At 39.9% G+C, this 12,947-nt stretch carries 14 protein-coding genes; 8 read left to right on the forward strand and 6 right to left on the reverse strand.

The genetic code is table 11. From position 1 onward, the window contains the following. Window positions 1-36: 36 nt before the first annotated feature. The gene (locus tag H6G68_RS02880) at window positions 37-654 is read right to left on the reverse strand and encodes a Coq4 family protein (RefSeq protein ID WP_190905265.1); all 618 of its coding nucleotides are present in this window, start codon (window positions 652-654) and stop codon (window positions 37-39) included. Between the two features lie 173 nt (window positions 655-827). On the opposite strand from H6G68_RS02880, the gene H6G68_RS02885 reads away from it, so the two are divergent. The 6 genes from H6G68_RS02885 to proB all read left to right on the forward strand — a co-directional run bounded on the left by H6G68_RS02885 (window position 828) and on the right by proB (window position 5,969). Then, the gene (locus H6G68_RS02885) at window positions 828-1,028 is read left to right on the forward strand and encodes a hypothetical protein (protein ID WP_127053373.1); all 201 of its coding nucleotides are present in this window, start codon (window positions 828-830) and stop codon (window positions 1,026-1,028) included. Window positions 1,029-1,262: 234 nt separating this feature from the next. Further along, window positions 1,263-2,495 carry a GNAT family N-acetyltransferase gene (locus H6G68_RS02890; RefSeq protein ID WP_190905266.1) on the forward strand — a complete coding sequence of 411 codons (1,233 nt, stop codon included), beginning with the start codon at window positions 1,263-1,265 and terminating at the stop codon, window positions 2,493-2,495. Next, window positions 2,473-2,973: a Holliday junction resolvase RuvX gene (gene ruvX, locus H6G68_RS02895; RefSeq protein WP_190905267.1), complete on the forward strand. Its 501-nt coding sequence runs from the start codon at window positions 2,473-2,475 to the stop codon at window positions 2,971-2,973. Before H6G68_RS02890 ends, ruvX begins: the two co-directional genes overlap by 23 nt. Window positions 2,974-3,105: 132 nt before the next feature. Beyond that, window positions 3,106-3,678, forward strand: a complete 573-nt coding sequence (locus H6G68_RS02900; RefSeq protein ID WP_190714767.1) for a DUF3727 domain-containing protein — start codon at window positions 3,106-3,108, stop codon at window positions 3,676-3,678. 379 nt (window positions 3,679-4,057) lie between these two features. Further along, a complete protein-coding gene (locus H6G68_RS02905; RefSeq protein ID WP_190905268.1) occupies window positions 4,058-4,597 on the forward strand; it encodes a YqeG family HAD IIIA-type phosphatase in 540 nt (179 codons plus the stop codon). Window positions 4,598-4,859: 262 nt separating this feature from the next. Beyond that, window positions 4,860-5,969, forward strand: a complete 1,110-nt coding sequence (gene proB / locus H6G68_RS02910) for a glutamate 5-kinase (RefSeq protein WP_190905269.1) — start codon at window positions 4,860-4,862, stop codon at window positions 5,967-5,969. 203 nt (window positions 5,970-6,172) lie between these two features. On the opposite strand, the gene lysS is transcribed toward proB, so the two are convergent. The 5 genes from lysS to H6G68_RS02935 form a co-directional block, all read right to left on the reverse strand. Beyond that, a complete protein-coding gene (gene lysS / locus H6G68_RS02915; RefSeq protein ID WP_190905270.1) occupies window positions 6,173-7,741 on the reverse strand; it encodes a lysine--tRNA ligase in 1,569 nt (522 codons plus the stop codon). A 40-nt stretch (window positions 7,742-7,781) separates the two neighbouring features. Next, window positions 7,782-8,654 carry an MBL fold metallo-hydrolase gene (locus H6G68_RS02920; protein ID WP_190905271.1) on the reverse strand — a complete coding sequence of 291 codons (873 nt, stop codon included), beginning with the start codon at window positions 8,652-8,654 and terminating at the stop codon, window positions 7,782-7,784. 141 nt (window positions 8,655-8,795) lie between these two features. After that, window positions 8,796-9,059, reverse strand: coding sequence for a hypothetical protein (locus H6G68_RS02925; protein WP_190905272.1), 264 nt, complete (start codon window positions 9,057-9,059; stop codon window positions 8,796-8,798). Window positions 9,060-9,119: 60 nt separating this feature from the next. Further along, window positions 9,120-9,356 carry a hypothetical protein gene (locus H6G68_RS02930; RefSeq protein ID WP_127053371.1) on the reverse strand — a complete coding sequence of 79 codons (237 nt, stop codon included), beginning with the start codon at window positions 9,354-9,356 and terminating at the stop codon, window positions 9,120-9,122. Between the two features lie 230 nt (window positions 9,357-9,586). Continuing rightward, complete coding sequence (locus tag H6G68_RS02935; RefSeq protein ID WP_190905273.1) at window positions 9,587-10,066, reverse strand: hypothetical protein; 480 nt, start codon at window positions 10,064-10,066, stop codon at window positions 9,587-9,589. A gap of 319 nt (window positions 10,067-10,385) precedes the next feature. Here H6G68_RS02935 and H6G68_RS02940 point away from each other — a divergent pair, with 319 nt between their 5' ends. Beyond that, entirely contained in the window at window positions 10,386-11,996 is a 1,611-nt protein-coding gene (locus tag H6G68_RS02940) for a long-chain-fatty-acid--CoA ligase (protein ID WP_190905274.1), read from the forward strand. A 117-nt stretch (window positions 11,997-12,113) separates the two neighbouring features. After that, complete coding sequence (locus tag H6G68_RS02945) at window positions 12,114-12,920, forward strand: ADP-ribosylglycohydrolase family protein (RefSeq protein ID WP_190905275.1); 807 nt, start codon at window positions 12,114-12,116, stop codon at window positions 12,918-12,920. Window positions 12,921-12,947 lie beyond the last annotated feature (27 nt).

The following is a 12,947-nucleotide window of genomic DNA, read 5'->3' on the forward strand; positions in this document are numbered from 1 at the left end:
GTGGCATACCAAAAAGGCTTTACCCCTGCGTCAGCACTAAATTGTGGAAATTTCTGGTAACTTGAAGCGTCGTCTAATCTCGTTAATCGGTTCTTGCCAATGTTCTTCCCAGCGATAGCCCAGCAGAAAATCTGCTTTTTTTCCCAGATATTGACCTTTTTGTAGGTTGGCAAAAATCGCTTTGGTTTGTTGGGGAGCTAGGAGGGGATAGTATAATCTAGCTAACCACAGGCTAAATTTAAGTGATTTGCTGTATTTTTGCTCGGCAGCGAAGGCAAGAACGCCAATTTCTCCAGCATAGCTAGTATCAAAGCCAAGCAATACATGAAAAATATCATGGGTGACGACATACCGCAGACTAAAGACATTGCGTCTAGCCACGTCATCTAGCTCAGGACTGATATCTAGCGGCTTCAGGGAGTTTGCCTTCATGTGATCAGCATATTCTCGCCCAAAGGTGCCATGAGGATATTGACTCAATAACTCTAGGTCGATTGGGGGGTAATATCCCACCACTTGTTGCAGTTGAGTCGCTACTACCGGATCGACTTTTGCACCCAACGCCTCGGCTTTGAGAATGGCAAAATCTCCCATGTTTTCGGAATTTTTAGCCAATTGAATCGCTTTATAGACCGTTTTTAGTTTGTAAAACATAATTCTAAGTACTCAGTACTCGGTACTCGCTACTCATAAACACCCTAACTGCTGGACTACTGTAAACAACCGTTACACTTCATTGCAAATTAACAAGCTAGACGTAACAACATGATAACTTTTGATCATGTTATGAATTTGTACAAGATTTATCAAAGGAGAACATAGTGGCAATGGAATCAAACTTACTAACGGGCGCAGTTGTAGAAAACCAAGATATTAGCGAATACGTAGCTCATCTACAGATGCACATGACTCTTCAAGCTCGCAACCTGGTTCCAACCCTAAAACAGACCATAGAAGATAGTCGCCAGCAACTACTCCATCAAACCCAAGCCAACTTTGAGAAGATAGTTTCTCGGCAAGGTCTATAGAAGAGTACAGACCATACAGAATTTTAACCGGAATTAACATAAAATAAAGGCAGATGTTGTTGTGTCCACACCAAAGGTGTACTCAAAATATCTGCTTTTTATGCTTTTTTTAAGTATTGAGTTAAGAAAATCACTCTTTTGGAGCAATAGCTAGGAGCGGAAAGCCGTTAAGATTATTGCAGCATTACCTCACCAATCGCAATCAGTAAAGGCTAAATGGCGGCTTGAATCAAAATGAATTCACTACTTTCTCGAAACCTCAGCGTTGTAATTCGACCAGTCCAATACCGGGATCTGGACGGCATTGAGCGCTTAACTCAAGATTCATTTGCAGCCCACTCTCCCAAGGGAGCATTTTTTACCATGCAGTGGCTGCGTCATTGGTTTGGGTTACTCAAGTTTTTGAGTTGGTTTCCCAACCCATTCCAGTACCGCTTCTGTGGCTATGTGGCAGAACAAGGGCGGATGCTTTTGGGGATGATTCAAGTCTCACCGTTTAACCGTACCCGCAGCACTTGGCGAATTGATAGGGTAATGTTAGACCGTGCTGTTGACAAGCAAGGCGTAGGCTCCCAACTTTTGCGCCACTGCTTTGAATCAATTTTAGAAGCTCGTACTTGGTTATTGGAAGTTAATGTTAATGATATAGAAGCTCTAGCGCTCTATCGACAAAATGGATTTCAGCGACTAGCGGAAATGACATACTGGGAAATTAGCCCAGAGTTGTTGGTTGAATTGGCACAAGCCGAACCAGACCTACCGAACCTATTACCAGTCAGTAATGCTGATGCCCCATTGCTATATCAATTAGATACAGCATCAATGCCTCCTTTGGTACGTCAGGTATTTGACCGCCACACCCATGACTTCAAAACCAGTTTATTCGGCGTTCTCTCAGATGCTGTCAAACAGTGGCTGACTAAAACCGAAGTCGTTAGCGGCTATGTATTTGAACCCCAGCGCAAAGCAGCAATTGGTCATTTTCAGGTACAACTTGACCGTAAAGGGGAAAATCCCCATGTCGCAACTCTGACTGTTCACCCGGCTTATACTTGGTTGTATCCAGAATTGTTGTCTCAATTAGCCCGCATTGCCCAAGATTTTCCTCAACAAGGTCTGCAACTAGCTTCCTCCGATTATCAGCCAGAGCGTGAGGAATATTTAGAGCGCATTGGGGCTAAACGCATAGAACATACCCTGATTATGTCGCGCTCAGTTTGGCATAAGCTGCGGGAATCAAAATTTGTCTCCTTGGAAGGTATTCAGTGGCCAGAAGTGTTGCAAGGACTGCAACCTGCACGCAAACCCATACCCGGAGGAATGTCATGGATACCAAAACAGCCACCGTCTAAGTCAGACAGACCGGTGCCAACTAAGTCAGAAATTGTTTCTTTTGGTAGCCACAACTTTAATATGGATGCATCTGGCCAATCTGAGCCAACAGATGCACAGCAGGAGACGAATTAGCGTGATAGTTCAGCAGCAATCAAAGTCTTTAATCTCAGCTTTGGGCGTGGATGTCGGTAGCAAGCGCATTGGTCTGGCGGGGTGTGATGGTACTGGTTTAATTGCCACAGGTCTCACTACCATTGAGCGCAGGTCTTTTAAGGAGGATGTAGAGCAAATACAACAAATAGTGAATGAGCGCCAAGTGCAAGTTCTGGTTGTGGGTCTACCATATTCAATGGATGGCTCTTTGGGTTTTCAGGCTCGTCATGTCCAAAAATTTGCTACTAGACTAGCTCAAGCGCTCAATTTGCCTGTGGAATACATGGATGAGCGATTAACTTCTTATCAAGCCGAACAAATGCTGATAGCAGAAAATCGCTCGCCTTCGCGTCATAAGGGTCTAATTGACCGCAAAGCTGCTGCTCTGATTCTGCAACAATGGCTAGATAACAGGCGAAGCACTTCCCCTAGATCAGTAGCATTTACTGAGGATTGATACCTTTTAACATGGTATTCTGAAAACTATTACTCAACTGTATATCCAGCTTTTTGGTTGACATTGGCTATCATTAAGATATTTCAATGATCTCCACAGTTGCGGGTATTGATAAATTTACATAATGCGGCTATGTCTTCCTCTCAATTTTCTGACGAAAATGACCAGTCTAACGTTGGTTCTATCACTCTGACAGATGACGACGGGCGATCGCTCGAATGTTATATTGAGCATTCGCTATCTGTAGATGAGCAAGAATATGTTTTACTTTTGCCAGTAGACTCACCCATAGAAATCTTTGCGTGGCAAGATGAAGGTGAAGAAGAAGAGGCTATCTTGGTAGAAGATGATGCTACGATTAACAAAGTTTTTCCCACCGCTCAAGCAGTTCTATCTGAGCAGAACCTGATCGTCAAAAATACTGCTTATGCTTTGACGGTGGCTGGTGAGCTACCACCAGTTGAAGAATCAGAACTCTTTACTTTAGAAATTGAAGATGACGAAGCAAATTTAGAACCAGAGCAACTACAATTACTCGCCAGTTTCTACCATGAAGATCAGGAATATGCAATTTATACACCCCTCGATCCCCTGCTATTTTTTGCCCGGATAACGGATACAGGTAAGCCAGAATTGCTATCTCCTGAAGAGTTTCGGAAAGTTCAACCTTTATTAGAAGAGCATCTTTTTAATCAGGTTGAATAATCCCAATTGATAATTAAACACTAATAATTAGAAATACCATTTCTCAATTGTGAAGTTTAAATTTTTCCATTGCCAATCTGACTAGATTACGTTTATTGGCAGTGGAAATTTATTAATCAAAAAATTGCCTAATTTGGAACTCGTAATTACAGAATAGAGTAACTTGATTTGTTAATAATGGAAGAAGAAAAATCAAGCAGGTTTTAGCTTTGTTGATCTTTTTTTACCTAGTTAGTAGGTTGCACTATTTTCAATTAGTTGACTAACCCACCTGGGAATGATTTCTCTGGCGCACTGTTGGTACTAGTGTAAAATGTCAGCATAGTTATGTTTATTTACGCTTTTCTACTTAATTACGAACTAAGAATTACGAATTATTATGACTTGGAACAATCTCTTACAACCTGACTTGATTTTACAAGGTTCAGTTTTGAACCTGACACCAAATACCATCCAAAAATATGGGCTGAAAGGGCTGGTGTTGGATGTGGATGACACTTTAGTACCGATTAAAGTTAGGGAGGCTTCCCCAGAACTGCAACAGTGGGTAGAAGAAATCCGTACTTGCACTGCACTGTACTTAGTCAGCAATAACCTGAGCGAAGGGCGAATTGGTAGTATTGCTCGCTCCCTTAACTTACCTTACTACCTGGGTGCAGCTAAACCCTCACGGCGCAAAATCAGGGCTGCATTGCAAGGGATGAGTTTACCTGTACATGAAGTGGGTATGGTAGGCGATCGCTTGTTTACTGATGTGATCGCAGGTAATCGTCTAGGAATGTTTACCATTTTAGTGGAACCAATTGTCCATTCTGATACCATCCTCCGTTCTCATCCCATCCGTAACTTTGAAGTTTGGGTATCAGAAATATTAGGAGCCTCCATTACGCCTAAACACACAAAAATTCACAAAGATTGATAAATCATCAGCAAACTAAATCTAAAGAAATCATTAAGCTTTCTTGCTTTTGCTCAACAATTCAGAGATTATATATGCTAATTACATCAGGGTCAGCCAAAAAAGGCCCTAGCAGATAACAGATAAATATAAACCCGTACAGCGTCAGCCTTCACTATAGAGGGATTGGCGCTGTACAATTTTTAGTACTGAGTACTGAGTAAAGGGTGTAGGAGGAGAATAACCTCTTGCCCAATGTCCAATGCCCCATGCCCCATGCCCCATGCCCAAAACAATAGTTGTTAAAATCGGTACTTCTAGCCTAACTCAACCAGAAACAGGACAATTAGCCCTTTCTACCATTGCGACTTTGACGGAAACCCTGTGCAATTTAAGACACCAAGGGCATCGCGTAATTTTAGTTTCCTCTGGTGCTGTGGGTGTGGGTTGTGCGCGTTTGGGTTTAACAGAACGTCCGAAAGCCATAGCCTTAAAACAAGCTGTAGCAGCAGTTGGGCAAGGTCGCCTCATGCGTATTTATGATGATTTATTTAGTACTTTAAATCAACCTATAGCTCAAGTATTACTAACGAGAGCAGATTTAGTACAACGTAGTCGTTATCTCAATGCCTATAATACTTTTCAGGAATTATTAGGTCTGGGGGTAATTCCGGTTGTGAATGAAAATGATACGGTAGCGGTAGAGGAATTGAAATTTGGTGATAACGACACCCTTTCCGCTTTAGTTGCCAGTTTAGTCGAAGCTGATTGGTTATTTTTGCTGACAGATGTGGATAGATTGTATTCGGCAGATCCTCGTACTGTGCCAGATGCCCGTCCTATTTCTTTAATTAGTAATATGAAAGAATTGGCAGAATTACAAATTCAAACGGGTGGACAGGGTTCACAGTGGGGAACTGGGGGGATGGTAACAAAGATTTCGGCTGCTAGAATTGCGATCGCAGCTGGTGTGAGAACTGTAATTACTCAAGGACGTTTTCCCCGCAATATTGAAAAAATTATTCAAGGGGAAGCTATAGGTACGCATTTTGAACCGCAACCAGAACCAACTTCAGCGAGGAAACGCTGGATTGCTTATGGTTTGGTTCCTACGGGTAAATTATATTTAGATGATGGGGCAATAAATGCCATTTTGCAAGCGGGAAAATCTTTGTTAGCGGCGGGAATTAAGGCTGTAGAAGGGGACTTTGAGAATCAGGAAGCAGTGCAGTTGTGCGATCGCAATGGTAACGAAATTGCGAGAGGATTGGTGAATTATAACAGCGAAGATTTGCAAAAAATCCGTGGTTGTCATTCACGGGATATTGCCGGAATTTTGGGATATGCGGGTGCGGAAACTGTGATTCACCGGGATAATTTGGTGTTGATTTAGGAGTGTTTTTAACGCGGAGGAACGCGGAGGTTCACGCGGAGGTTCGCGGAGTTTTTATGGAGGAGAGGTTATGGTTCCTCGTTCCCAGGTTCTACCTGGGAATGCAATCAAGAAGGCTCTGCCTTCTGGTAATCTGTATAGAGGCAGAGCCTCATCAAATGTATTCCCTGTCAGAGACAGGGAACAAGGAATGTAACGATGCGTTATTTAGACTGATTCAAAGCCACTACATCTTGCAACCTGGAAATCACAAATGACTTCTCTAAATAAGACAACAAACCGCCGGCTTTTGGTCCCCGTTCTTTATTTAAAAACGATAGATACAAAGCCTTAAAAGCATTCGCTTGTTGAATCTGTAACTCCTTAGTAGTTGAGAATATTAAAGTTTGCAATTCCTCAGCTTCCCAGTTAGAAATATTCTGCAAATTCTCTACCAATTTATGCAAATAAGCAATTTGTTCTTCAGTCAATTCATTTGCTTTTTCTGGTACTTGTTCCAAATAGAGAACTAGCTTTTCTTCCTCATCTGCATAATCTTGTAACCACAATTGAGCAGCAGCAATTCTTTGATTAACAATTTGCTGATCATACTCAGTTAAAGGCTGTTGACTACGTTGTTTTACCTCTTCTTGAATATTCAAACGCGGAACTTGCAACAGAGAAATCAGCGTACTAAAATCAAAAGGTTGGAAAGTTTTAACTTCATCCCCTAATTGCGCGTAAAATAACGGCATTAATTCCTCAGTTAATTCAGGAGAATTGAGATACTTGTTTATTAAAGTATCGTAGTCTCTGAATAAACGAGTAACAGTTTCATAATTGGGTGCAAAATTGATTACTGACCTTGGCTGAGTTCGCAACATCAAAAAGCGCAGTAATTCAGGAGGAAGTAAAGCCGCTATTTCCTTTGCACTCGAACCAACTCCTTTAGAAGAACTCATTTTCGTGCCATTCACAAGAATAAATTCATAGGGAGAATGGAAAGGAGGTTGCTTTTGTAAAACCTTGCGAGTTATGGAATTAGCAACATCTCTAGAACCACCTTTTTGGGAATGGTCTTTACCAGCCATTTCGATAGTTACACCCAACACATCCCACTTAGCAACCCATTCGACTTTCCAAGGTAATTTACCATTACCATCAAAAGGAGAAACCCAGCCAGAATGACCACAACCTTTTACATAGTCGGTTGCGTCTGGGTTACAAGTGTAAAAAACTTCTGAACCGTTGTAGTCTGTAGTTACAGTTGTGGCGATTTTGCCGCAGTTTTCACAAATAACTTGAAAAGGATACCAATTATTGGGTCGGTCTGCTTTACTTACCTCTTTATAAGCTTCTCTGACCAAGTGAGCATTTTTGAGGAAAGTATCGATGTAAGAATTGAGTTTTCCAGTGCGATATAAATCACGCAAAAAATAAGTTTCTGGTTTAATTCCTAGATACTCAAAAACTTGAAAAAATTCACCAATGAAATACTTAGCGTAATCACTAGCTGTATCTTCTGGAGAAGGCACATTACACAATGGAAAACCAAGATAAGGAGCAAATTTTTCCTGATCTAAATATTTAGGAACCGTATCCAGCGCGTCATAATCATCCACACCGTACGAGAACTTCACGGGCTTACCTGCGTGTTTCAAGGCACGGTAAATAACGTCATGGATAACCACACCCCGTAATGAACCTACGTGTACCCTACCGGAGGGAGTTTTGGAATCATTAACTACCTGGTAGCCTTGTGCATCAGCAGCGATTTTATCAGCCCAGAACATTTGACATCTATATTTTTGACGATGCCTTATATTCTAACTCCTACAAGGTTTTCATCAACTCTAAACACTTGTGCATTTGTTGGTGCATTGTTTGGGTGTCAGCATGAAAGCGTCTACCATGTCCTGGTAATACCCACTCAAAGGAGTAATTAGCCAATTTAGCCATTGATTTTATCTGTTCTGGCCAGGAATACCAGCAAACATCATGGAATGCTATCAACTGATGTAAGTCGTCGGACCATGCGAGATGGTCGCCAGAAAAAAGAAATTTGTTTTGATAAAGTAAAACTGTGTGTCCTTTGGTGTGTCCAGGAACGGGGATAATTAAGAAATCTGGAGTTAATGGAAATGGTTCTGAACCAGTTAGCTTAATTTCCACATTCTCTGTATCTGAAGAAATCTCATCTTCATGGAGGATACGTTGACAGTGAAAATGGTCAGCAAATTTTTGATGGTCTGCAACATCATCTCTATGAGTCAGGTACATATAACTAATCTTACCGAACTCTTCGAGACGCTTAACTAAAGGTGGGGTAAAGCGAGGAGAATCTACTAAAATGTTACCTTCAGGAAGTTGAATTAAATAACTAGCAGCACCATAAGAGTTTTCTGAATGATAGCCGCAATGGTAAATATTTTCAGCAACTAAAATGGGGAAACTTTGTTGAGCCAGTTTGATATCTTTGGGTTTTTCAACTGTACCAATGGAACTGGTAGGACAGGCTAAAAGTGCTTGAAGTGCGGCTAATCTTTCGGTTTCGTTTGTTGGTTGATGGTAAACTGCTGATTGTTCATCTACACGATGAAATACTTCGGGAGTCATCCAACGACAGGTATCACAATCAATGCAGGTGGTATCAACGTAAAAATTGCCGATGATATTTTGGGGACGACGTTGGTTTAAATGAGCCATATTCAAACCTCTGCTGAGATAAAAATTTTATATCTCTAAGTTAGCAAAGTTTAACTATTAATTTGATTGACGAAAAATATCAGAAGTGTGACAATCATCAAGAACAAACAATTAAGATTATTGACCATCGGCACCTAATCATCAAAAGTCGTCAAAATATCCTTTAATTGAACGGTGGAATAAGCGACAAGGCCAGCAGAAAGATCCACAAATACTTACTGAGGCGATAACAGCGACAACTCGCCAACTGTGATGACGTGAAGTACCAGATTCTGAGGAATTGTCTTCTGTATCTTGATTTAGCTCTGGCACTGAATTAGAAAGCTGACTGACTGTACTAACCCCTTCAATTGCCGCTCCCATTAGATAAGCTACCAGGGCAATACTTAGCCAGTGATTTATCATTTTGTACTGATTTAATTTTGAGAACCTATTCGGCTATGAGTAATCATTCAATTTATGATGCTACTGATGACCTTGCCCAAGAGATAGTCGCCCTTCAGCAGTATCACGAATTAGGGGCAGCTTGGATTCAATATAAGTATTAATACTATTATCTGTCTGCATATCCAGACCTTGCTTGGCTGTTAATTGCTGAAGAAGCAATTGTACTAATGCGGCATCGTCAAACTGGAGTAAGGTGCTGACTTGGGTTGATTCGATTACAGCCCAGAGTTGTCGCATCAATTTAGTAGTTATCATGAGGTTTAAATTATTTAATCTTTTCTTTATATTCTCATACTTTTACAATTCTGGCTGAGTTTTTGTTTCAGGCTTGATAAATCGACACAAATCCAGTGATTGGAAGCTTCCCTGTCCACAAGCAGAACCAATCCTTATGAGTATTTTCGTAATTAATATGTATTAATTCGCATCAATGAACTAGATTTGTATAGCCCCTGACTTTTAGTCAGAGGGCAATTTACTACTTACTAAGAATCTCCTCTAGCCGCTTTATTGCGAGCTAGTTCTTGTTCAATTTCACTTCGTTCATAATCCTTGGCACCGAAACTCCTTTTAAGTGGTTCATTACCCAATTCTTCGCCAGCACGTTTGAGCATATTGATCGGATTTTTCTGCCTACTTCCAGTTCCCAAATCTTTAGGAATTACTTCACCGGCTCGTTTACCACTTTCGATATAGTCTTCTTCAGTTGCTGGTGTTGTGTAGACTTTTTGTTTATGCCGCTCTTGAGTCGAGTAATAAGGTTTAAAAGGCTCATTTGTTGCTATTCTACGCTCTTTTGTAGAATAAAACGGCTTATTCATTTCTGTTTTATGAGTTTTTTCTGAATAAAAACCATCTGCATGAACTGAAAGCATAGGTAAACCCATGAGCCAGATTAAACCAGCTAGTATGAGTAGGGAAATATGTCGGGATAGTTGATTAAACACTCTTTTAATTACCTGCATTGAATAAATTTCCTCGTAGGTATTTCACAAATACCTAAACCTTAAACAAACTTCGTTCATATAACTTCTTCCTTTGGTTGAGTTAAGTGTCTATAAAAAGTAAGGTAGACAATTGCAGATCCTACTTTGATGAGCAATGATTAGCAATTTTGAATTATTTTTGAATTATTTAGAAGACAGGTTTATCCTCAGGGTAAAGCAATGCTTATTGGTGTCAATTTAATCGGAGATGTCTTGGGGAAAAATTTATAACTAAGTTTAAAAGAAATAATGATAGTATAATCAAATACTATTAACTTATTGACTATCAACAATAACCATGAATTCTGCCGCAGTTTATCACCGGATTCTTACACCCCTCACCTTTATTGAACGCAACGCCAAAGTCTATCGTGACAAAGTAGCTATTATTTATGGACAGCAACATTTCACTTATAGTCAATTTGCAGCCCGTATTAATTGTCTAGCTTCAGCTTTACGTCATGCGGGAATGGAAACAGGGGAACGTGTAGCATTTTTTTCCTTCAACACTCCCCAAATGCTAGAAGCCCATTTTGCTGTACCTCTAGCGGGAGGTATTTTAGTGTCTATTAATACTCGTTTAGCATCTGAAGAAGTCGCTTACATCCTCAATGATAGCGGGGCAAAATTCTTATTTGTCGATACAGAATTAGCAGATCTAATTCGCCCAGTTCAAAATATATTAAAAACAGTCAAACATATTATTAATATTAGTGATATAGAAGGCTTTACACCCTTAGGAGGAGAAGATTATGAAGCATTTTTACAAACTGGGAATTCTGAATCTTTAGCTTGGGTCATTAGGGATGAAATGGAGACGATTTCCATTAATTACACAAGTGGGACTTCCGGCTATCCCAAAGGTGTAATGTATTCCCATAGAGGTGCATATCTGAGTACATTAGGAGAAATAATTGAGACAAACTTAACTTCTAACTCAGTTTATCTTTGGACTTTACCAATGTTCCATTGTAACGGCTGGTGTTTCCCTTGGGCGGTGACAGCTATTGGTGGAACTCATATTTGTTTGCGGAAATTCCACCCTGGAAAAGTTTGGCAGATAATTGCACAAGAAAAAATAACTCACTTTAATGCAGCACCAGTTGTGTTAATTTCTCTCCTCAACTATCGAGAACGTCCGCAAAGTTTAGAACAACCTATCACTATTACCACCGCAGGCGCACCACCATCACCCACATTAATAGAAAAGTTCACTTCTATTGGTGCAAAAATTATTCACGTTTATGGTTTAACGGAAGTTTACGGCCCTTATACAGTCTGTGCATACCAATCAGATTGGGATAATTTAAACAACGAAGCAAAAGGAACATTATTAGCTCGTCAAGGTGTACCTTATATTAGTGGAGATGGGTTGCGGGTAGTAGATAAAAATATGGATGATATCCCGGCTGACGGAAAAACAATGGGGGAAGTGATCATGCAAGGAAATATGGTAATGACAGGTTATTATGATGACCCTGATAGTACAGAACGGGCTTTTCGTGGGGGATGGTTTCACAGTGGTGATTTAGCAGTAATGCACCCTGATGGTTATATTGAAATTCGCGACAGAATGAAAGATATCATTATCACTAATGGCGAAAATGTATCTAGTATTGAAGTAGAACAATGTCTTTACCGTCATGAAGCAGTATTAGAATGTGCTGTAATTTCTGTACCTCATAAAAAACGAGGTGAAGCGCCTAAAGCTTTTGTTACTCTTAAAGAAGATATGCAAGTTACGGAACAAGAATTAATCCAATTTTGTCGTAGTCAGATAGCTGCTTTTAAATGTCCAACAGCTATCGAATTTACTACTCTTCCTAAAACTAGTACGGGTAAGATCCAAAAATATATTTTGCGAGATAAAGAATGGGTAGGTTATGACAGAAAAATTCAAGGTGCTTAATCATAGGTGGCAATTTACCCACACCAGAAAGTAAGATTTCTTTGGTAGATGTGTCAGACTATAAGGCCGTTATCAATTGAGAAAAGTTGGCTGAAATATTAGAGCTTGGAGGTAAGTATGTTAGGTGCAATTGCAGGTGATATCATTGGTTCTATTTATGAATTTTACAATATTCAAACTAAGGATTTTCCACTTTTTGACGATAGATGTCATTTCACAGATGACACAGTATTAACTATTGCGGTTGCAGAAGTAATTCTCAATGCAGATACATTTCCCGATAATACTAAATATATTGACAAATTTCAATATATTGAAACCTTCCAATCTTATTACCATGAATATCCTTATGCTGGTTATGGCGGTAATTTTATGCTGTGGGCAAATTCTAGTAGCACCGAACCCTACAATAGTTGGGGTAATGGTTCTGCCATGCGCGTTAGTCCAGTAGCATCTGCGTTTGATAATCTTGATATCGTGTTAGAAGAAGCCAGACACAGTGCGGAAGTCACTCATAACCATTCTGAAGGAATCAAAGGCGCACAAGCAACAGCAGCATCTATATTTTTAGCTCGTACAGAGAAGGATAAAACTGTCATCAAATCCTATATCCAAGATACGTTTGGTTATAATTTAGAGCAAACCCTAGACGAAATTAGACCAAATTATAAATTTGATGTTTCTTGTCAAGGTTCTGTTCCCCAAGCAATTATTGCTTTTTTAGAATCAACTGATTTTGAAGATGCAATTCGTAATGCTATTTCTATTGGTGGAGATAGTGACACTATTGCTTGTATTACAGGTGGTATTGCCGAGGCATTTTATGGTGGTGTTCCAGAAGATATTGCCGAGTGGATATTTACTAAATTAGATGATAATCTTTGGAATGTTACTGACAAATTCATGTCTCAATACTATGCTTAAGATAGCAGAATTAATACGGTTGTAGTA

The organism is Anabaena catenula FACHB-362, assembly GCF_014698735.1.
In the GTDB taxonomy this organism is placed as follows: Bacteria; Cyanobacteriota; Cyanobacteriia; order Cyanobacteriales; family Nostocaceae; genus Anabaena; species Anabaena variabilis_A.

What these genes read in the sequence shown, in the direction of transcription:
- H6G68_RS02930 (WP_127053371.1), bottom strand. Translation starts at nt 9,356, where the DNA reads ATGATAACTACTAAATTGATGCGACAACTCTGGGCTGTAATCGAATCA.
- H6G68_RS02925 (WP_190905272.1), bottom strand. Translation starts at nt 9,059, where the DNA reads ATGATAAATCACTGGCTAAGTATTGCCCTGGTAGCTTATCTAATGGGA.
- H6G68_RS02880 (WP_190905265.1), bottom strand. Translation starts at nt 654, where the DNA reads ATGTTTTACAAACTAAAAACGGTCTATAAAGCGATTCAATTGGCTAAA.
- H6G68_RS02940 (WP_190905274.1), top strand. Translation starts at nt 10,386, where the DNA reads ATGAATTCTGCCGCAGTTTATCACCGGATTCTTACACCCCTCACCTTT.
- H6G68_RS02890 (WP_190905266.1), top strand. Translation starts at nt 1,263, where the DNA reads ATGAATTCACTACTTTCTCGAAACCTCAGCGTTGTAATTCGACCAGTC.
- ruvX (WP_190905267.1), top strand. Translation starts at nt 2,473, where the DNA reads ATGCACAGCAGGAGACGAATTAGCGTGATAGTTCAGCAGCAATCAAAG.
- H6G68_RS02900 (WP_190714767.1), top strand. Translation starts at nt 3,106, where the DNA reads ATGTCTTCCTCTCAATTTTCTGACGAAAATGACCAGTCTAACGTTGGT.
- H6G68_RS02905 (WP_190905268.1), top strand. Translation starts at nt 4,058, where the DNA reads ATGACTTGGAACAATCTCTTACAACCTGACTTGATTTTACAAGGTTCA.
- lysS (WP_190905270.1), bottom strand. Translation starts at nt 7,741, where the DNA reads ATGTTCTGGGCTGATAAAATCGCTGCTGATGCACAAGGCTACCAGGTA.
- H6G68_RS02920 (WP_190905271.1), bottom strand. Translation starts at nt 8,654, where the DNA reads ATGGCTCATTTAAACCAACGTCGTCCCCAAAATATCATCGGCAATTTT.
- proB (WP_190905269.1), top strand. Translation starts at nt 4,860, where the DNA reads ATGCCCAAAACAATAGTTGTTAAAATCGGTACTTCTAGCCTAACTCAA.
- H6G68_RS02935 (WP_190905273.1), bottom strand. Translation starts at nt 10,066, where the DNA reads ATGCAGGTAATTAAAAGAGTGTTTAATCAACTATCCCGACATATTTCC.
- H6G68_RS02885 (WP_127053373.1), top strand. Translation starts at nt 828, where the DNA reads ATGGAATCAAACTTACTAACGGGCGCAGTTGTAGAAAACCAAGATATT.
- H6G68_RS02945 (WP_190905275.1), top strand. Translation starts at nt 12,114, where the DNA reads ATGTTAGGTGCAATTGCAGGTGATATCATTGGTTCTATTTATGAATTT.